At 51.9% G+C, this 19,656-nt stretch carries 21 protein-coding genes and 1 pseudogene; 6 read left to right on the top strand and 16 right to left on the bottom strand.

Features of this window, described 5'->3' with window-relative positions; translation table 11 throughout:
• Window positions 1–12: 12 nt before the first annotated feature.
• The 4 genes from AC6I8J_RS18910 to AC6I8J_RS18895 form a co-directional block, all read right to left on the bottom strand.
• Window positions 13–753, bottom strand: coding sequence for a YoaK family protein (locus tag AC6I8J_RS18910; protein ID WP_161736545.1), 741 nt, complete (start codon window positions 751–753; stop codon window positions 13–15).
• Window positions 754–964: 211 nt separating this feature from the next.
• The gene (locus AC6I8J_RS18905) at window positions 965–1,294 is read right to left on the bottom strand and encodes a DHCW motif cupin fold protein (protein ID WP_135911024.1); all 330 of its coding nucleotides are present in this window, start codon (window positions 1,292–1,294) and stop codon (window positions 965–967) included.
• Between the two features lie 25 nt (window positions 1,295–1,319).
• The gene (locus AC6I8J_RS18900) at window positions 1,320–2,012 is read right to left on the bottom strand and encodes an aspartate/glutamate racemase family protein (RefSeq protein ID WP_161736544.1); all 693 of its coding nucleotides are present in this window, start codon (window positions 2,010–2,012) and stop codon (window positions 1,320–1,322) included.
• Window positions 2,013–2,079: 67 nt separating this feature from the next.
• A complete protein-coding gene (locus AC6I8J_RS18895; protein ID WP_497825843.1) occupies window positions 2,080–3,237 on the bottom strand; it encodes an MFS transporter in 1,158 nt (385 codons plus the stop codon).
• Between the two features lie 137 nt (window positions 3,238–3,374).
• Between AC6I8J_RS18895 and AC6I8J_RS18890 the strand changes: the two genes are divergently transcribed.
• Window positions 3,375–3,878, top strand: a complete 504-nt coding sequence (locus AC6I8J_RS18890; protein ID WP_161736543.1) for a MarR family winged helix-turn-helix transcriptional regulator — start codon at window positions 3,375–3,377, stop codon at window positions 3,876–3,878.
• Between the two features lie 8 nt (window positions 3,879–3,886).
• Here AC6I8J_RS18890 and AC6I8J_RS18885 read toward each other — a convergent pair whose 3' ends face one another.
• Complete coding sequence (locus AC6I8J_RS18885) at window positions 3,887–4,489, bottom strand: helix-turn-helix domain-containing protein (RefSeq protein ID WP_497825666.1); 603 nt, start codon at window positions 4,487–4,489, stop codon at window positions 3,887–3,889.
• Between the two features lie 43 nt (window positions 4,490–4,532).
• Between AC6I8J_RS18885 and AC6I8J_RS18880 the strand changes: the two genes are divergently transcribed.
• The 5 genes and pseudogenes from AC6I8J_RS18880 to AC6I8J_RS18860 all read left to right on the top strand — a co-directional run bounded on the left by AC6I8J_RS18880 (window position 4,533) and on the right by AC6I8J_RS18860 (window position 7,530).
• Complete coding sequence (locus AC6I8J_RS18880) at window positions 4,533–5,228, top strand: B3/B4 domain-containing protein (RefSeq protein ID WP_497825665.1); 696 nt, start codon at window positions 4,533–4,535, stop codon at window positions 5,226–5,228.
• A 115-nt stretch (window positions 5,229–5,343) separates the two neighbouring features.
• Complete coding sequence (locus AC6I8J_RS18875; protein WP_161736540.1) at window positions 5,344–5,664, top strand: hypothetical protein; 321 nt, start codon at window positions 5,344–5,346, stop codon at window positions 5,662–5,664.
• Window positions 5,665–6,038: 374 nt separating this feature from the next.
• Window positions 6,039–6,638 (top strand): DUF1173 family protein, encoded by a 600-nt coding sequence (locus tag AC6I8J_RS18870; RefSeq protein WP_497825664.1) that lies wholly within the window; start codon window positions 6,039–6,041, stop codon window positions 6,636–6,638.
• Between the two features lie 147 nt (window positions 6,639–6,785).
• Window positions 6,786–7,243: pseudogene (locus AC6I8J_RS18865) on the top strand (STM2901 family protein).
• A complete protein-coding gene (locus tag AC6I8J_RS18860; RefSeq protein WP_222925613.1) occupies window positions 7,237–7,530 on the top strand; it encodes a DUF1493 family protein in 294 nt (97 codons plus the stop codon). The pseudogene AC6I8J_RS18865 and the gene AC6I8J_RS18860 overlap by 7 nt, the downstream one beginning before the upstream one ends.
• 955 nt (window positions 7,531–8,485) lie before the next feature.
• On the opposite strand, the gene AC6I8J_RS18855 is transcribed toward AC6I8J_RS18860, so the two are convergent.
• The 11 genes from AC6I8J_RS18855 to AC6I8J_RS18805 form a co-directional block, all read right to left on the bottom strand.
• Window positions 8,486–8,902 carry a type II toxin-antitoxin system VapC family toxin gene (locus AC6I8J_RS18855; RefSeq protein ID WP_161736537.1) on the bottom strand — a complete coding sequence of 139 codons (417 nt, stop codon included), beginning with the start codon at window positions 8,900–8,902 and terminating at the stop codon, window positions 8,486–8,488.
• A complete protein-coding gene (gene vapB / locus AC6I8J_RS18850; protein WP_110332107.1) occupies window positions 8,899–9,129 on the bottom strand; it encodes a type II toxin-antitoxin system VapB family antitoxin in 231 nt (76 codons plus the stop codon). The genes AC6I8J_RS18855 and vapB overlap by 4 nt, the downstream gene beginning before the upstream one ends.
• A 496-nt stretch (window positions 9,130–9,625) precedes the next feature.
• Window positions 9,626–10,924 carry an NtaA/DmoA family FMN-dependent monooxygenase gene (locus AC6I8J_RS18845; protein ID WP_497825663.1) on the bottom strand — a complete coding sequence of 433 codons (1,299 nt, stop codon included), beginning with the start codon at window positions 10,922–10,924 and terminating at the stop codon, window positions 9,626–9,628.
• Entirely contained in the window at window positions 10,902–11,747 is an 846-nt protein-coding gene (locus AC6I8J_RS18840) for an aminotransferase class I/II-fold pyridoxal phosphate-dependent enzyme (RefSeq protein ID WP_497825842.1), read from the bottom strand. Before AC6I8J_RS18840 ends, AC6I8J_RS18845 begins: the two co-directional genes overlap by 23 nt.
• 3 nt (window positions 11,748–11,750) lie before the next feature.
• On the bottom strand, window positions 11,751–12,137 hold the full coding sequence (locus AC6I8J_RS18835) for a hypothetical protein (RefSeq protein ID WP_497825662.1): 387 nt from the start codon (window positions 12,135–12,137) through the stop codon (window positions 11,751–11,753).
• Window positions 12,138–12,286: 149 nt separating this feature from the next.
• A complete protein-coding gene (locus AC6I8J_RS18830; RefSeq protein WP_497825661.1) occupies window positions 12,287–13,411 on the bottom strand; it encodes an ATP-grasp domain-containing protein in 1,125 nt (374 codons plus the stop codon).
• A 112-nt stretch (window positions 13,412–13,523) separates the two neighbouring features.
• Complete coding sequence (locus tag AC6I8J_RS18825; RefSeq protein ID WP_497825660.1) at window positions 13,524–14,789, bottom strand: ATP-grasp domain-containing protein; 1,266 nt, start codon at window positions 14,787–14,789, stop codon at window positions 13,524–13,526.
• Window positions 14,790–15,144: 355 nt separating this feature from the next.
• The gene (locus AC6I8J_RS18820) at window positions 15,145–15,930 is read right to left on the bottom strand and encodes an ATP-grasp domain-containing protein (RefSeq protein ID WP_497825659.1); all 786 of its coding nucleotides are present in this window, start codon (window positions 15,928–15,930) and stop codon (window positions 15,145–15,147) included.
• A 27-nt stretch (window positions 15,931–15,957) separates the two neighbouring features.
• Window positions 15,958–17,343, bottom strand: a complete 1,386-nt coding sequence (locus AC6I8J_RS18815) for an MFS transporter (protein ID WP_222925619.1) — start codon at window positions 17,341–17,343, stop codon at window positions 15,958–15,960.
• A 132-nt stretch (window positions 17,344–17,475) separates the two neighbouring features.
• The gene (locus tag AC6I8J_RS18810; protein ID WP_480343408.1) at window positions 17,476–18,255 is read right to left on the bottom strand and encodes a TauD/TfdA family dioxygenase; all 780 of its coding nucleotides are present in this window, start codon (window positions 18,253–18,255) and stop codon (window positions 17,476–17,478) included.
• Window positions 18,256–19,004: 749 nt separating this feature from the next.
• A complete protein-coding gene (locus AC6I8J_RS18805) occupies window positions 19,005–19,619 on the bottom strand; it encodes a TetR/AcrR family transcriptional regulator (protein ID WP_497825658.1) in 615 nt (204 codons plus the stop codon).
• Window positions 19,620–19,656: the final 37 nt, after the last annotated feature.

Raw genomic sequence — 19,656 nt, 5'->3', positions numbered from 1 at the left:
CGGGCCGGAATATCAGTAAAGGCTTCTGCGGGTGCGCTGGACGGTGACGGCGATAGCCGTCAGTGCTACCAGCATCAGAAACACGCCCAGTCCCACCATCGCGTTAAACCCATAGCTTTTAAACAGCAGCAATCCGGCAATACAGCCGCTAAGGAAGGAGAACACCGTCGTCAGATGGGTGTGAAGAACCTTCTGGAAGAAGCGACGGTCGTCGGTTTCCAGATGCACAGCATGAGACGTATGCGCAAAAATCCACGACCCCAGCGCTATGCCTGCATCGGTCAGCGTACCGGTAATGTGGGTCGATCTGACGCGGCCATTGGAGAGCTGTGTCGAGGTTGCATTATGCACTCCCATCAAAAAGCCCAGCATTATCAGAACTTCCCCGTTAAAGCTTGGCCGGTAGAACATCAGCTCAAAGATCGACGCCGCCGTCAGCGCCGCACCTTCCGCCAGAATAATCAGACAGAAAATGGTGCGTAACTTATGCCTGATCCCCACCACTACCGCCAGCCGGGCAACGGTACAGCCCAGTACAAAGGCAATAATCAGCGCCATCAAAAACAGCATAGTGTGAAGATCGCTGGTGGTGACTTCCTGAGATATCTGCGAAGTGTTACCGGTCATATGCGATGGGAAAAATCCAAACGCCCCCAGCGCCATGGCATTAAGGATGCCGGCGGTGGTCGCCAGCACCAGCGCCAGCAGTCGGTCTTCAGTATGTGAACGAACTTTCTTCTTTTTTATCAGCACAGGCTTCCCCACATCAGGTGAATGCAAAACGTTCTTATAAGGCTTCAAGCATACAACCTGATGGAAATAATTCCTGTCAGAACCAGATAACTCTGATGAAATAAGCCATTAATTTTGCTGATTTTTATAAAGCAGATTCAGTTTACTTTTAAAAGTGTCAACGGCGCGATGATCCACCAGCGGGCAAGCCTTGCAAAAGCGGATTGCTAATTCAGTCGACGATAAAGAGTTGCGCACCTGTCGTTGTAAAAGAACGATGCGGTTCAGCCTCATCCGCGACCTGATAGCTGACGCCCGGAGTCAGCACGAAACGGCGGCCATCAGCCAGTTCAGTATGCAACTCACCCGCCATGCAGAGCAGAATATGACCTTTAGTGCACCAGTGGTCGGCGACATAACCTGGCGAGTAGTCGACCATGCGAACCCGGATGTCGTTAAATTTCATGGTTCGCCACGTCGCCTGTCCCTGTTCGCCGGGATGAATTGTCTCTTCCACCTGATCCCACTGCGTCAGGCCAAACGGCAGATTGTCTATTTTCATGCGATTCCCCTATTGAGGATAAGCGTTAAGTCAGAGCCTGGATAACGGCCTCTTCCGCGTGGATTAGGGTGGTATCAAACAGCGGCACGCTGGCATCGGTGGCATCAACCAGCAGAGTAATTTCAGTGCAGCCCAGAATAATGGCCTCAGCCCCCTGCGCCACCAGTGACTGCATAATCTCCCTGTAGCGACGACGCGACGAGGGATTGATTTCGCCCAGGCACAGCTCATGGTAGATCACCTTATGCACAAACAGACGATCCGCTTCATTGGGCGTCATCACCTCAAGACCGAACTGCTGTTGAAGACGCCCGCGATAAAAATCCTGCTCCATAGTGAAGCGCGTCGCCAGTAATCCGACCTTACGTATACCGGCCTGCTGAATGCGACGTCCGGTGGCATCGGCAATATGCAGCAGCGGTATATCTGTTGCGGCACTGATTTGCGCCGCCACTTTATGCATGGTGTTGGTACAGAGCACGATGAACTGCGCACCAGCGCGTTCCAGATTACGAGCCGCTTCAGCCAGAATCTCGCCCGCCTGCTGCCATTCGCCCGCAGTCTGAAGTTGCTCTATGCGCTGAAAGTCGACGCTCCAGAGCACCAGCTCCGCTGAGTGCAGGCCACCCAATTGCTGTTTAACCTGCTGATTGAGAATGCGGTAATAGAGCGCGGTAGACTCCCACGACATGCCGCCTAACAGACCAATCACTTTCACAATGCACTCCGGGTTCAGGGATTTTATTCCAGCATGCCAGATCGCCATTGATCGGCAACGGCTTTATTCAGGCTGCGCGGTTCTGCGGTCTGAAGCGCCAGGCAATCACCATCAGTACCACCACGCCAGCGCTCATGATCAGCCAAGCCTGAGTCATTGACGTTCCGCTATCACGCACCCAGCCTGCCAGCAGCGGCATCAGAGCCGCAATCAGGTATCCGCCACCCTGTACACGTGACAGCAGAATGCCCGCTTCTCTGGCACTGCGTGCATGATCCAGCGTAACGATCAGCGACAGCGGAAAGAGCGCACCGATGCCCGTACCCAGTAACAGTGAAGAGAGTATCGGCATCGTACCCGGGTAAAAGACCAGACTCAGCAGCCCCAGCAACAACAGGCCCAGCACGCCGAGCAGCAGCGGACGGCGATCGGGAAAGCTATGTAACATCGCGGAGATGATGAATCCTGCCACCACTTCGGTTAACGTCAGGGCCGCGAGCAGATAGCCACTGTGGCGAGCACTCCAGCCCAGTTGAATATAGAATGGCGGCAGCCAGGCCAGCACTAACGTATAAGCACCCGTGCCAATGCCGAAAAAGAGCATCAGCAACAGGGTAAGCCGCACGGACATCGTCGCTGCATCAGAGGGCACGCTCACCTGCGGCGATCGCCTGACTAAAGTCAGCCAGATCAGCAGTGTTGCCAGCGTTAATCCGCCGGAAAGGGCCAGCGCGGGTTGCAGGCCCAGCCATGAAAACAGCGGGTCAGCACCGGCTGCAGTCAGTGCCGCGCCCGCCATAATGCCCGTGCTGAACAGCGCCATCAGCGTCGCCGCTGCTTCAGCAAAGCGTTGCCGGATAAGAGCGGGCATCAGCGCCTGTATCACGCCAATGCCTGCGCCCCCCGCCAGCGCGGTGAGCAGCAGTTGAGAGGGAGTAAGCGTAACGCCGCGCCACAGGCAAGCGACAGTCAGACAGAGCAAACCGGCGGCGATTCCCCTTACCGGCCCGATGCGGGCAATCAGCCACGGGCCAGAGAGTGCGGCCAGCCCCATCATCGCCACCGGCAACGTGGTCAGCAGACTGAACGTCGTCGCCGACAGCCCGGCCTGCAGTTGCAACACCGGGAACAGCGGGCCGATAATCGCCAGCATTGGGCGCAGGTTCAGCCCGATAAGAAAAGCGATCACGGCAAACAGAATGGGGAACAACACCTTATTTTTCATCATTGACGCCTTAACAGAGGATTGACGACGACAGCAACGGGCTGTCATCATTTATCTTAACGTTAAGATAAATTCCCCCTGGTGTTAAGAGGCTGCGCACAACCCGACAAAATAACCACAGTATTTAAAGGTGATTTATGCATGACCATATTGATTTCGTTGTCAGCCAGTGGGACGACGCGATGCCCGACCTGGATACCGCTTCCATGCGTATTTTCGGCAGAGTGCTGCGGCTGATGAAACATCTGGCTAAAGCGCGCAGTGAGGCACTGGCGCCGTTTGGTTTTCAGGAGGGGGAATTTGATGTGCTGGCGACACTGCGACGGGCGGGATCCCCTTATCGGCTGTCACCCACGCAGCTCTACCAGTCACTGCTGGTGACCTCCGGCGCAATGACAAATCGCCTGAACCGGCTGGAGCAGCAGCACCTGATTGAACGTGTTGCTGCGCCAGAGGATAAGCGCAGCATGCTGGTTGGGCTGACACCACACGGGCAGCAACAGATTGAGCAGGCACTTCGTGCACATACCGCAATTCAGGAGGCGGTGCTGGCACCGCTGGCCGCATCAGAGCGCGCCGAACTGGAGGGGTTGCTGAAAACGCTGCTGCTTGCCTTTCCCGGCGAAGCGACAGCCGAATAAAAACGCCGTCAGCGCTGCAGTTCCGCCACCGTCATGGTGAAGATAACGGGCTGGTCATCGGCACTGGCATAGGCATGGGGCATATCGGTACGGGCCACCGCCGCACAGCCCTGCTGAACCATCAGCGTCTGCTCACCCACGGTTAGAGCCAGCATGCCCTGCTCGACGTGCAGCAATTCCAGCGTGCCCGACGAGTGCCCGGTGGAACTGAACACCTCGTCTGCAAACATCTGCCAGCGCCATAGCTCGATCATATCCGGCCCACGGGTGCCGGCCAGCAGCTGCGCACTCCCGCCCTGCTCACCGTGCCACAGCACGGGCATTTCGCTGTTTTCAATCAGCCAGACGTCAGGTGCATGCGAGATCCTAACGATATCCGCTACCGAGACGCCCAGTGCGGCAGCCACCTTACACAGAATGGCGATGCTGGGATTGGCGGCACCCTTTTCGATCTCCACCAGCATCCCTTTACTGACGCCTGCCCGGCGGGATAACTCATCCAGCGAGAGTTTCTGGCTTTTGCGCCAGCTTTTTATGCGGTCTGAAACAGCCTGATTGACAGTGGCGACATCAGCTCCGGCATCGGTCGTTATATTGACTTTTTTGGTCATCGGTCATTACTATGAAATAAATTAGTCACTGAGAGAGTATTCAATGTTATCTGTTCATCCGTCAATCGATCCGGCTATTTTCACACTCGCTCCTGGCTTTCGTGCCATGAGCATTGCGGTGGAAGCCACACCGATTACCCGACCAGAAGTTGCCAGCGAAGCACTGAGGAGCGCATGCCAGCAGGTATTAAATGATGATGCGCCGTGGGCAGACGCACATCTCGCCGCCTGGGCTGAGGTGTTTAAAGCCTTTGGTGCCAAAGCGAAACGTACGCCCTGTTCGGCTGAAGCATTGCGTAAGCGCGTGCTGCGGGATGGCACACTGCCCGCTATCGATCCGGTTGTCGATCTCTATAACGCCATCAGCATTCGTTATGCGCTGCCGGTCGGGGGTGAAAATATCGCGGCCTATGCTGGCAAACCACGTCTGGTGATTGCTTACGGCAGTGAACGTTTCGATACCGTTAAAGAGGGCGAAGTCGTTTATGAGTTACCGGAACCAGGCGAAGTAATCTGGCGCGACGATCAGGGCGTAACCTGTCGCCGCTGGAACTGGCGTCAGGGCGTGCGCACCCGACTGGATGCCAGCGCGCAGCAGATGTGGTTCATTCTGGAAAGTCTGCCCGCTATGCCGCTTTCCGCGCTGCAACAGGCCAGCAACGATCTGGTTTCGGGATTACAGCAGATGATGCCGGGTGCGCAAATCAGTACGACGCTGATTGAAGCGCCAGCAAACTGAACATTGCCTCAACAGGGGATGAACAAGGTTAACGGTGAGCAGAAATTGTGGCAGGATACGCGCCCTGCGTCTGGCCATACCCGGCTGACTTAACGGCACTCAACCGGTGACTAAAATGGCTAAAGTAAAATATACCCTGCCCCTGCTGCTGATCCTCGCCCTGGCCGCCTGGTGGTTTATCCCACACGACAGCGAGGAAGATAAGGCGTATTACGTCGCGGTGTTGTGCGCGATTGATCATGATAGTAAGCAGCCCCTCGACCAGCAGATGCGAAATGTTATTGAAGGCGGTAATTCTGACTATGCGCTGCAGAAAATAGCCTATAAACCGCGGCTGGGGCGCAGTGTGATTGCTCGCTGGGAGCAACTGAAGGCCGATGAGCAACAGCGCGCCGCGCAGGATAATCTTCTCTGCCAGCAGTTGCTGAAACGCTGATTTCTGGTGAGCGTGTTTATCTTATTATTCGAATAATTTCGCGCTGGTCATCATTATTGCTGCGCCCGCCTTGCCTTATTCCTCAGCACCTGAAATCAGCGTGGGTTTACCGTTTACGGCTGAAAGAGATGCATTAAAAATAGTGTCTGAACCTATTGATGGTGCTGAAAGAAGTCTCATTATGACAGCATACAGTTTCACCAATAAGCCGACTGCGGCGGCACTGGCTGGGTGAGCTGGCGCCTGCAGCAGACGGCTGCCCGGATTCGCATTGGTCGCGTTCAGCTGGAAGAATCTCTGCTGCTCATGGTCATGAAAGATACGCCGCAGGTTATCGCTAACCGGGAACACCTGAGAGCGGCCGGAAAGAACAAATGGCGACGTATCATCGTTTCTGTGCAGGCTGGAGTGAAGCCGGTGAAGCACGACGGAAGACTATACTGCCGCTGGGACTGTTTTCTGGTTTTCCAGATTTGGTTCTGCCTGAAGACGTTCGTCACCGCCTGGAGCGTAGCTTTAGCCGCGAGCCTGGCGACTGGCGCAGGGGGATGAAAGTCGTGATTATCGCTGAAACAGAGCCGCCGGAAACATCGTTCACGCAAACAGACGGGCGTAGCCGGCCGACCAGCTGCATTATCGTGATTGATGTGGCGCTGATGACGGTCAGCCCACGCTTTATTCAGCTGGATTCCGGCTATGAGGGGGCTGTGGAAGAAAAACTGTGGCAGGAAAAACGCGCCTTTATCAAGCCTCTGCGCTACGACGGTGAAGAAGATGTGTTTCCGGATTTTGTGCTCAAGGACGTTCCTGGCGTGGATGCGCTTCCGATGGAAGTGTTCGGCATGAACTTGCCAGAGTACCTGCAGCGCAGGCAGGTAAAAACCTCTCACTATGATGCGGAATTTGGGCCCGGCCGTTGGTGGTACTGGGATGCTGCTGCGAAGTCAGACATGCCTGCATTTCCCTGCGCCTGACACTGGTGTCTTTTAACTGCAGGGAGATATGGCTGAAGTACCTTATCTGTTTATCCTGTGCCTGACTGGTTGTCAGGCCTGAACGCGGAAGGTATTGTTCAAGAAGCGTCAGGACGATAAATGAAGCTGAACCTGCAGGAGCTGGCAGTGGACACGACTGAAGAACTCAATAACACCTATTTCTACGCAGGAAGACCCAACCTCACCGCCGGTGAGCTATTTATCATGATTTTCTGTGAAGAAGTCGCCGAACAGCTGGGGATTGATGATTTCGGCGCGATCGTGGCCATTCTGTCCGGACGTAATGTCCTGACTACCCGCACCAAACCGCGCGATGCTCTCAAGGGAACCTCCTATGCCTCACGGGCAGCACGCAGGGTGTTCCCTAAAGCCAAGTTTCCCTTCGGCATTCAGCTGCCAACCATCGTAGGGGGATACCCGCCCCGGACCGCGCGTATTCTTTTACGCATAAGCTCAGCACCTTTGTCGGACGGGCGATACACGTAGTGGGCTGGGTGATTCTGGCCAGAGACGTTGCCAATATCAGTTTCAATTCAGTCAGACTGAATAATGCCATCGCCCGCGGGGAGGATAAGTTATGGTAGATGACACCCAGACACGCGTAATGGCACTCATTGAGCCGTGGAACGGTCGCTCACTGCTGACGTTCCGGAAAAAAACACTCACGCCAGAGACGTCGCTCAATCTGGACATGAAGCTGGACCCTGAAGATGCTGCGGAATGCCTTCAGAACGTCTTCGATGCGTTTGCAATGGATTCTGACCAGGTGAATTTTAGCCTCTACTATCCAGAAAACCCACGCGAGGCCATCCCTCTTACTATCGAAATGTTGATCGAGTCAGTCCGGGCCAGGATATGGTGCTATGACTGATACATAAGATGTCAGAGACAGTTATCATTGTTAAGGAGCAATAACCATCCACAATTACGTGCGCGAAGTGCAACGTGAGTTGAGGGCCCTTATTTCCACTTTTTAGCTGGAAATAGAACAGCTTGCCCGCTTCAAAATCAAAATCCTTCGACAGTATACTTGTTGAAGAATCTTCCAATTCATAGTGATCTACTTCGTCCAGAGCGGGGGCATCGTATTGCCAGAATTCACCATCCTGCTCCCGGATTTTGAGATACAGTGAAGGAACAAAGCAGAGCAGGTCCCTTATGCCTTTTCTCAGCGATTCTATGAGATATCCCTCTGGAAACTGTAGCGTCACGGACACCGCATCCCGACGTATCTGGTATCTGAAATAATTGTCACAGTAGTATCCCTGCGAGGGTAGTGTGCGGCTGAAAGTCGGTAATAGAGGGCTTCCTGCAGAGTGCGCAACGGCAGTGGTGGGTAATGTTTCACACTCTTTAGCCAGGGTATGCAGCAATTGTTTTTTATCCGGTGCAGGTAACCTGACCGCGTAGGCCATTTCGAGCTCAATTATCAGTTCAACAATTTCCAGGGATGTGAGATGCAGGTCTCCAAGTGTGTAGTGTGACGGAAACGCGTAAGCTTTGATGCGTCTGGCCAGCAGGCGCAGGTTTTTCTCTTCGAGCGCAAATTCATAATGCTTACGTAGTGCATGCTCATCAGTCTTTCCGTTCGGGTTTAACGGAAGGTTATCGACCTGACAGATGTGATTAGGCAGAGCATAGCCAGGCGGGAAAGAAGATGCTGCTCATTATTTTTCTGAGCCTGCAGCAGAAAGACCCATACCAAGCGACAGTTTTGGTCCCGTTTTTGTGTTTTTCCTGCTTAAAGAATATCCAGTAATCGTTGAGCCGGATTGTCAATTTTCAGTTCATTCATTCTTTTAATATCCTGCAATTCATACCCGGGTTTAATATACCCAGTCTTCCAGAGCCAGATCCGGAACACGCGCAAATTCCCGCGTATTGTTCGTCACCAGCACGGCGCCAGCCGAGATGGCGTGCCCGGCAATCGCCGTATCGTTCGGGCCGATCGATGTCCCGGCCTGGCGCAGCGCCACTTTAATCTCCGTGGTGGCATCCACCGCGGCGCGATCCCAGGGCAGGACGGCATCGAGCCGGGCGCAGAACGCGTCAACCAGCTGTGCGTGTCGCGGCGAGGCCTTCGGGCCGGTGGCGCCGAAGCGCATCTCTGAGTAGGTGATGGCCGACACCACGATGCGGTGGCCGCGCATCACTGCCTGCTCCAGGCGCTTCAGTACGGCTTCCGGCTGCTCGCGCATGATGAACGAGCAGATACAGGTATCCAGCATATAGGTTGTGTTCACAGGTTAAATCGTCCTTCGTCGCTGACAACGTCTTCGCGCTCTGCCATAAAGTCCGGATCGGCCTTTTCGAGTTCAAGGTATGAGCCCCAGGTCGGCCGGGCGGGACGCAGGATGATGCTGTCCCCTTCCCGGATGATTTCGAGTTCGCTCACTCCTTCAAAATCCATGTCACGAGGAAGACGAATGGCGCGATTGTTGCCGTTTTTAAAAATGGATACGGTTCTCATGGTTACTCCTTCCGGTCGGATTTCCGACACTGTGCCGATACCGGCTATTTTTTGTGGCAGAACAGCGCTGCATAGATAAAGCATATGCAATGTATATGCAGATGTAAAGCATATGCATCTGTTAAGTATATGCAGATGCAGGACATATGTATATGCATCACATATTCTGATTTGTCTCTTTTTATCGAAGATCCGAAAAAAGGCAGAAGCGGATCCCGAGAGATATTTTTTGCTGAGGGTCGTTTTAGTAAAATTGAAGGTAACTTTAGGGAGTAAATGCTTTGCCAGTGCGGCATGAACAGCCAAGGCAACCCCGGATATATGGAGGCTCACTATGCATGAGAAATGATCAGGACAGGAAAAGCCGCATAAACGGCGTTTTTACTGTTCGAATTGTAGAGTTTGTTGTCCTGATGGGGTCCGAAAGTATTTTTCGTCTCAGATCAGAACTGCAAGTTCTGAATCTCAGGCGTTAACTTGATGAATATATTAATTTTTAAGCGCCGAATATTTTTTCCCGATACGTTCCTTCTGAATATTCAGTTTTATACACGCCTCTGTTCTTCAGTTCCGGGATTAAATAGCCTATAAAATCCTCATAAGTTCCGGAGTTCACTATGCTGGGCAGGTTAAACCCGTCCGCGCCGTTTTGCTGTAAAGTAACAATTTTATCAGCCAGTTCTGAAGGACCGCCCACCATAAAGCACCCCAGTCCTCCGACAGCCGCACGCCGGATCAGCTCGCCGACAGTTTCGGGACATTTACTGTGACCTGATACTGTAAACTGCTCAGCAAATGACTGAATGGCCTCTGACTGAAAGGAAGCCAGCGGGCGGAGTGGATCCTGGTCGGTCAGATCAATACCCAGCCAGGCAGAAGCTAAAATCTCCGCACCCTTTATATCTGCAAAATGCAGCATATGTTCATACTTCTGCTGAGCGACTCTGTTATTTTCTGCCGTGATAAAAGTTACCTGAGGGATGATACGGTAGGACGTGCGCGGCCTCTTCCGTTCTGAGAACTTATGGATTATGCCGGACATGAGACGGTTAGTATTTTCTACCGACTTACCGGCCAGGAAAACGCACTCTGCATTTTTAGCGGCAAAAGCGAGTCCTGTATCAGATGCTCCGGCCTGGTAGAGAACGGGGTAGCCCTGCGGAGAGTACGCTGACAGACCGTATCCGGAGAATTTTATATAATCCCCCTCAAATCTCACTTTTTTTGCAGATGAAAAGAAAGTGTCATCCGGGATGGTGTTCATCCGGGGGGCGGCGGCCCACATTTCCATGCACAGCGAGACGTACTCCTCTGCATAAAGGTACCTTTCTTTATGATTCAGAGGAGCGATGAGCCCCATTGCCTGCATGGCCGATGGCAGATAAGACGTGACGATGTTCCAGGCCATTCTGCCCCGGGTAAGATGATCCAGCGTACTCATCTTTCTGGTAAACAGATAAGGTGTGTCAGCAAAAACTGACGAGGTCATGCCGAAGCATAAGTTACGCGTCACGGATGCCATAAGCGCGACCGCCGGGGCTGGATCGTGAAGAGGGAACTGAATGCCCCTGGACATGCAATATTCTGACTCATCATCTTTCTGAGTATGGAGGCCTAAAACATCAGCAAAAAAAACCCCATCGAACAGAGCGTCCTCCAGCGTGCTGGCCAGCTTTTCCCAGTAATCCGGAGTCATAAAACCGGCACAGTGATTGTCCGGATTTTTCCACTGGCCCGGATTAAGATGGGTAAGGGAGTTAAGGACAAAGGCATTAAAAATTAACGGGCTTTTCATTAAGCACCTCTCTTTCTGTCATCAAAGAGTTCAGCTTTGCCAGAAAGGCGCTGATCTGCTCCTTCTTCATATCAGCCCTTAAGGTGATCCGTATTGCCGGGCTTGATTTAGGTACAACGGGGAAAAATACCGGAGAGGTAAGGAAGCCCTCCTCTGCCAGCTTTGTGCTGAGCCAGATGCATTCTTCTGCGCTCAAACACCGAATTAACCTTACCGGACTGGGGCTCGAATCACCTCTTGTGCCGCGGAGTTGATCAAAATGATGGATGTTATCAGACAGCTTTTTTTGCAGCCGGGGCAGCAATGCCGAGTGGTGTATCGCCAGTGAAGCCATTCCGGCGCCTATGCCGGCCGCATTCAGGCTCTGGGACCAGTTAACCGGGCCGCCGTACTGCTCAATTACCGGGGTGATATTTTTATCTCCGTACAATATAACGCCACCCGAAGCGCCAAATGCCTTGGCCAGGGAAGCAACAATAAAGGTGTTTTCAGGGAGTTCAGTAAAGAAAGAGCGGGCATAACCGGTACCGCAGGTGCCAGAAATGCTCATTGCATGAGAATCATCGTAGAACAGACCAAGCCCGTACTTATTCTGAAGGCTCACGATTTCATTGATGGGCGATATACCACCCATGCTGTAAAAGGAATCCGCCACGTAAATAACGTGCTGATTAGTTTTACAGATGTCCTCTAAAGCGGTGACGTCATTATGGCCGATAGTCATTACAGACGTTTCTTCTGCGCACAATGCTTTGAGATGATTCATTGAATAATGCGCGAACCGGTCGAACACCATTAACGGCTTTATACCGCCGTTAAAAATACCTTATGCCAGTAAAGGTAACATTGCTGCTGATGCACTGCTGCAGGAAAGCGTTACCAGGGCCTGCGCGTTGAAATGATCGCTGAGCGCATTCTGATAGTTATCCAGCAGAGCGAGACGGCAGCGGTTCCTTGAGCAGGCTATCCGCAGCGTTGCCTGTTCCTGGATAGCCTTTATGGCACCTTGCTGAATTTCCTGCGCGTAGTCCAGGCCAAGATAGGACGTAGTGCAGAAGTGGATGAAATCACGTCCACACTGATCCGTCAGGCTGTTATCTCCGTTTACCGTGACGCTCAGTTGACTAGTTCTGGAGCGACGTGCTGTATTCCAGTGAGGGGATGAAGTTTCATGAATCTTGCTGATATTCGAGTGGGTCTTAATATTATTCATCAATGTTTACCTTATTTAGGCTGAAGGTATGGCGTACTGATATTCAGGCGCAAAGAACCGGACATGGTCGCACCACATGGAGTGATCGCATTATAAAAACAGGTATCAGGCGTTCTGCAGTTCCCGCTCAGACGAATCCGGAAAATAATTCAACACACGACCAGATAAAGATAAGACCTCCGTTCCCTGCTGGTTAAAATCTGGGGTGAAAATGACAGCCTGATATTTTTGTCAGACAGGATACCGCTCTCTTTGAATTTCATTATTTCAGGATCGGAGTCCAGGAAAAAAATAACCTGAGCAAATCCTGAAGGTTCTGCTCTCTCTGGTAAGAAAACATCTGAACCATTCAGTTTATTAAGTAGCGCGTTAACCATATCGAAACCCCATGCATCACGGATAATATCCGTAATGAAACTTCCCGCAATGCGGGGGTTAACTTCAATAATATGAACATTATCGGATTCAGTAATGCAGTCAATATGAACAGGTCCCCAGCAGAGATTCATTGTGGCTACGACGTGCTCACAAAGCGCAGCAATATTCCTGATGGCCTTTACACTGAGGTCGGTTTCAGAGGTGTACCCCCGCTCAATAAATAAATCACCGGCCTTTTTTTTCTTCGCCATAATACCTGCGAACTGGCCATCGAATATTTCAACGCAGTATTCGGGGCCGTTTATAAAGCTCTCTATCATTATATCTCCAGAGGGTATAATTTCAGGCAGAGCTTTATACATTTCCCTGAGGCATTGCATGTGGTCTGAAACTTCAGCCGGGGTGTGACACTTTCTTATTCCATGACTCGCCGACCCTTCAACCGGCTTTAAAACAACGGGAAAGGTAAAATGTTCAAACCGGGATTGATATAACTCATCGTCAAGGTTGTACTGGCATGATGCACCCAGCCTGCAGCCCAGGCTGTTCAGAATTACGTCCTGATACTTTTTTGAAACACATCGAGAGACAGCCTCAGCATCCGGTCCCGGAATACCCAGACGATTCGAAACCTGTGCCGCCACCGAAGCATACATATCATGTGCTGTTGTAACCCGGATATACTCGCTGTCTTTACGGATGACATTCTGAATATAGCTAGCGACATTATCTGCCGTAACAGTCAGAGTAACGACATTCACTTCTTCTTTAAAAACATGGGTCAGGTCATCATGTTCAGCAGTGATCACCGTTACGTGCAGCCCCCTGGCCAGCGCCTGGTCCACAAGATTCAGGCTGGTCCCCGTATTCCTGGCACCGATAATAACAAGATGCATAAGTTCCTCGTTTTCCCGGATAGCTCATTGCCCGTATGCAGGAATCGGCACGGGCAGATGATACTGGCTGTCAGCTGTGAGTAAGGCCGCCTGTGCGGCCTTTTCAGATCTCTTATGCGGGCTCGGCTGACGCCTGAGGAACCATAAAGTATTCATTTTCGATTGCCCTGATCGTTTTCCAGTCCCTGTTCAGCTGTTCAAAATTTTCATGAAACAACCCGACCATGCCAATAGCCGTCTGCAGGCCCGTAGTGACCTGGAGCTGACCGTCCGGTTTCACCCACCGCTTTACGCTTACAAATGAAGGGAGGCTTTCAATTCTGTCCCAGGGGAAATTCTGTAACTGACGGCCTGAAACCGGAGAAACCAGCAGGACATGTCCGCAGTAGCCGCTGAATCCCGGGGCCTTACCGATGCTGTCAATAAAGTGCGCATTATTGACAAACGCGTTGACGGTAGCGGACACATGATTTTCCCCCGTCACCGCCGTCGTCAGTAAGGGATCGAGGCTTCCATGCAGACGGGAATTCAGCTCAACGATTACCGGCCCGTCGACGGTTAGCATCACTTCCATATGGGACGGTCCGAATATAAGGCCGACTGCATCCAGTACTTTTTTGGCATAATCAATCAGTGCCGAGAATCTGTGCTGGGTATGGTCAACCACCATCATTTTTTCAAGGCGCGGTGATTCCCGGCGATCGCGGTCCACTTCCCATACGCTGACAACTTTGTGATGGCCATCGAAAGAAACAATATCAACAATGTACTCCTGCCCCTGCGTGCAGGACTGAACCAGGATTTCGTTCTGATCTTCATCATAATAAGATTTTGAATTGAGAATATTTTCGGCTGCTTCCCTGACCTGAGAAAGGGTGTGGCACACTTTCACGCCACTCACACCGGCTCCCCGGGTAGGCTTCACCACAACCGGCAGGGTAAGATGAGCCTGCGTCCATTCAACGATCTCGTCTGCCTGTTCTGACTGATACTGCCTGGGCGTGAGAAGTCCGCTACGGCTCAGGACTTCTATCTGCTCATACTTATGGCGGCGTGCCTTGGCAAGATGGACGGGATTTTTGTAAGGAACATCAAGCGCTTCGGCAAGCTCGGCCGCAAGCTCGATACCGCTTCCCCCACCCGGTAATACCACGTCAATCTGCAGATCCTTCAGGTTCTCTGCCAGCACGTGGATATCACCCTGATATACGAGGCTGCGTATAAAGTCAGAATGATTGATCTGCGCCCTGAGGCGTTCCGGCAGTGTCTCACTGCTGAGAACGTGAACACACTGAACACCATAAGAACGGAATGCCGGCGCCAGATACGCGCTGGTTGATGCACCATCCACAATCACGACAGTACTGATTAGTTTCATTTAGTTAGTCTCCGGCTGGAAATTCTGTATAAGGTTTCTGACGTAAACGAACGCCCTGCGCCTGCGGTTACTCAGGTGCTGTGGACCGTAGCAGATGTGCATAAAGGGGTTACTGAGTTCACCCTTTTCAGTAAATGACCAGGGTAACGGGTCGCTTTCGAGGAAAAAATTAACGCAGGCGTAAGCGGCAGGCAGGAAGCCTGCAGGCACCGTGACCTTTTTGCCCTGAAGCTTATCAACGAGGTGTTCAACCATATCAAAGCCATAGGCATCCCGGACAATATCGCAAATGAAGCTGCCGGCAATCCTGGGATTTAATTCAATGATGCTGGCGAAACCATTATGAACGATGCAGTCAACATGTACCGGCCCCCAATCGAGCCCGGGCGCCTGTTCCGATAAGGTTACGAAGGGTCTTTTCATCAATATCCAGTTCTGACGTATAGCCGCGTTCCAGAAATTCGGTGCCGTACCGTTTGGACTTGCGCATGGCGCCAACGTAATGCCCGTCGAAATACTCAACGCAGTACTCTGTTCCGGGCAGGTATTCTTCCAGCAGTACCGTATCGCTGGGGACCAGGTCCGGCCGCTGATCTTTCTGATTAACCAGATAGTCGAGATGGCTGATTACCTCGGAATGCTGACAGCAGAGTTTCACGCCATTACTCGCAGTTCCTTCTGAGGGTTTTATTACTACCGGCAGCTGCAGCCTGTGGAGCGCTTCCCCCCGGGCTTTATGATCTGAAAGGCGGAATTCCGAATAGCCGGATGTCGGGATATTGTTATCGGTGAGTATCCTTTTCTGCTGTAATTTTGATACCGCACGAGTAACGGCTGAGGCATCGGGTCCCGGAAGGTCAAGTGCCGAATTGACCTGTGCAGCAACGCTCGCGTACACATCATTAATCGTGGTGATCCTCAGGTCAGCTTCCGGCCTGAGGTATTCTTTTCTAATCCACCCGGAAATAATGCTGACATCAGCAGGCAGGTATTTTATTTCCACTTCCGGAGGGAAAACTTCCTCTAATCTGTCTTCAGGATTGCTGATAATTGTGACGGGCATTCCTCTTTTCAGTGCGGTGCTGACCAGTGCCAGGCTTGTGCCTGTTTTCCGGGTGCCTATAATTACAAGCCTCATCATGCTCCCCTTTCCTGACAATATATTTATTTAAAGAAATAATGCGGCCAGAATGACTCCGGCCACCCGGAGCACCACTGAGATATCAAAGGCAAGCCTTGCGCCAGCGGTCATGCTCTCAGCAGCACCCACTATCAGTGCGCCCAGCAGCGCGACGCCCAGCGCGCTGCCAACCTGCCGGGATACGTTAAAAATGGCTGATGCAGTTGCAGAACGCGTTGACGGCACGTTGCCGAGAATGGCTGATGTGAGAGCCGGGGTGCTTATTCCGGAACCGATCGCCAGGAAAATCATGCTCACCATGACAACGTAATACGGCGTATCCCTGTCGAGGTCATGCAACAGCAGAAAGCTCAGTACACATAAAATTCCGCCGCCAGCAACTGTGAGTCGGGGCGTGAAATATCGGGTAAGACGGCTGCTTGCCACATTGGCAATCATGATCACTGTAAATGGCAGCAGGGCCAGCCCCGTCTGCGTTGGGGAGTACCCTTTTACACTCTGGAAGAAAATGCTCAGAATGAATATCAGAGCATAGAAGGTCAGATTGGAAAGCAGTCCCAGAAGAACGGCAATGGTCAGCACGGAGTTCCGGAACAGAGATAACGGGATCATCGGCTCTGCTGCCCGCGTCTCACGGGCCACAAACAGCAGGGCTGCAGCAAGAGCCAGAGCCAGTCCGGTCCATATTTCTGGTGATAGCCATCCCTCTGCTCCTGCCTCAATCACGGAATACGTGAGCAGGAACAGAAACAGTATGGCCAGGACCTGACCGGGCATATCAAAGCTTTTACTCTTCTCCGCCGGCGTTTCCGCCACAAACCGGTAAGTTGCCCACAGGCTGAGCAGGCACACGGGAAGGTTGACGAGGAAAATGGCGCGCCATCCGAAGGCGGTCGTAAGAAGACCACCGGCGACCGGCCCCATAGCGCTTACTGCTCCCCCGATGGCACTCCACCATCCTATGGCATGGCTTCGCACTACCGGATCGCCCGCGCAGGCGTGGGACAGCAGCGCCAGTGACGTCGGGAGGATCAGCGCCGCACCGGCACCCTGAATGCATCGGGCCGCGATCAGGACATCCACGGAATGCGTAAGGGCACACGTCAGGGAAGCCAGGCAGAAAAGAAAAAGTCCGCTGTTAAAAACCCGGCGGCAGCCAAAGCGGTCTCCGGCTGCGCCCGCCGTCAGTAACAGAGCGGCAAAGGACAGTGTATAAGCGTCAACCACCCACTGAAGTCCTGAAACCCCTGTTTCAAGGCTGCTGCCAATTTCCGGAAGCGCAACATTCACGATAGTCACGTCCAGCTGAACCACAATAAATCCAAAGCTGGTTGCAAGCAGAGTTCCCGTCACGGTATTGCCCTGGCCTCCCGTCATGGCTGATCGATGAGATGTCCGGCTGGCTGGGTTCATAATGTTCCTTTCTGGCATGGCAACTGACAGTAAGCCAGCTGACTCTGTTGCGCCTGCTTCGCCTTTGACGTACGGAGGCAAGGCGGGCTTGTCGAGGCCACCGGCCAGCAGGCTGCCGGTGGCGGTGTGGCTTCAGGCAGCCGACGGCGTTTTCTCGCGCCCCGGTATTTCGGATGCTGCGGTTTTCACGTTGGGATCAAACACGCGGTCTTTAACGGGTACGAACGACCTGAAGTTCCAGAGGTTGCGGGCTACAAAAATGCGCTGTACCCAGCGGAGCGCACGATCGTTTTCATCAAAAGCGGGCTTGAAGCTGTCACGGGAATGCAGGGTAAAACTGTTATTAATGAGGATCAGCCTGCCGGGGCTGATCTGAACGCCGAATGAAACTTCGCGTACTGCCTGATAAAGATTTTCCAGAGCCTGTTTTGCACGCGGATTCACGGCCAGTACCATATCCGGGTAGAAGGCTACGGTCACACGCGGGGCAGAGATAGGGCCTGACAGAATCGGACTCAGGTCAGTATTATCACGTGGTTCAGCAGACGCGCCGCGCCAGCGGTAAGGCACGCGGATAATGAAATTTTTGCCGTACAGATGCTTGATATCTTCTTCTGAAAGTTTTTCCAGCGCCCGGCGGCAGTCGGAAATGCGGGTCTGCGGCCCGCCAAGCGGTTCCCCTCTGACGCCCAGTAATATGAGTGCAAGCGGTGACGTATCGCCTTCCGGCATATATGCCTGAGCAGCATTTTCAATATGAAAATCGAGCTCAACTTCAGACCCGAGACCGGTAAACTCTTTGGCTGCCTCTTTATGCGGTGTAAGATTATTTACCAGCTCATGGCCTTCATGAGCAATGGAATAGGGTTCACCCGTAAGCACACCCATTGTCACCAGTATATTTTCAGTCAATACGCCACTTTTGAATGCGCTGCCTGATTCATTATGACGTGGACTGCCGGTGACTGACTTATCTACCGGCAGATTATCAACCTGCAATGAACCGAGCGCGCTCGCTGAAAAGCCTTTAACCTTATTGATTGCCGTGATCACCCTTTCAGGAAATACCGTATAGGCAACCTTTCTGATTTTATTTAAATAAACGTCTGAGCCTGAAGGATCATAGTCAATTTTTTCAAGAACTGATCGGATATATTCTGATTCTTCCGTACTGAGAACAATATTCTGGTCTACATTCGGCTTCATTTATAAATCCTCATCCAGTGTTATATAGGGGGTCTTTACAAAACTATATAAAAACCACTCCCCGAAATTATCTGAGTCAAACCTGTTTGATGAATTATTAGTGACAATTATGCATAAGCAATGAAAGATAGAATCAATAGATTTTCCGCCTATGGATCATTTTTTCACTGTCAACGGATGTGAAACAGTTTCATTTTTATTGATGGCATGAGAATACCCTGAGGCAACGAGCTCAGTGTTTATATGTAAGAGTTAATAACTACATTACTGTAATTATTGCAGATGATGGTGTAAGTATAATCAGCGTGCTTTCATCAAATATTCTTTTATAGAACCTTCCTTTTTCGCTCCAGCCGCAGATAACATTTTTACCTGACGCATGCAGAACAGTCAGGAGCCTGTTCCTTTTTTTTCTCCGGACGGTCATTCCTGCCATCAGCATCACGTTATCCCGGTTACTTATCGTTACTGACAGGCAATGCGAGAACAGAATTGATAAAAAACGCATTTGATCTTCGCAGATTTTCAATTTTTGGTTTCACTTTCCCGTATAACCTCATACCTTCCAGCATCATAAAAAGGCCTTCAGCCATAACGCCGGCATCATAGTCATTCCGGAATACGCCTTTCTTCTGGCCCTTTTGCAGAATGCGCGTCAGCCGGGAAATCAGGCCTGAAAACATATATTCAATCAGCTCCCGGACAGCCTCATCACCAGGAAGCAGTTCACTGGCCGCCGCAATGGAAAAGCATCCCCGTGATCCATCAGGACCGGCGGTGAGCTGTGCAAAAAAATCGAGCGTCTGGGTCAGGGCTGTTTCGGGTTCAAGTTCGTTTTCACGCTGCGTGAGGCGCCGCAGGCCGCCATCCATGTACTGACGAAGCGCAGCAAGGAAGATGGCATGTTTGTCGGGATAAAGTTTATAGATGCTTGCGCTGGCCAGCCCCGATTTTTCTCTAAGATCGGCAAGAGATGTCGCCCTGTAGCCCTTCTCCCAGAACAGTGCCTGAGCAACGTTCAGAAAGTCAGTAGGGTTAAATTCTCTTGGTCTGCCAGCGTTTTTTTTCATGGATCATAAACCTTTATTGTGGATTACTTAATCTACA

It is taken from the genome of Pantoea sp. X-Soil-ISGK-355, assembly GCF_059730805.1.
This window is presented reverse-complemented; position numbering and strand designations above follow the sequence as displayed.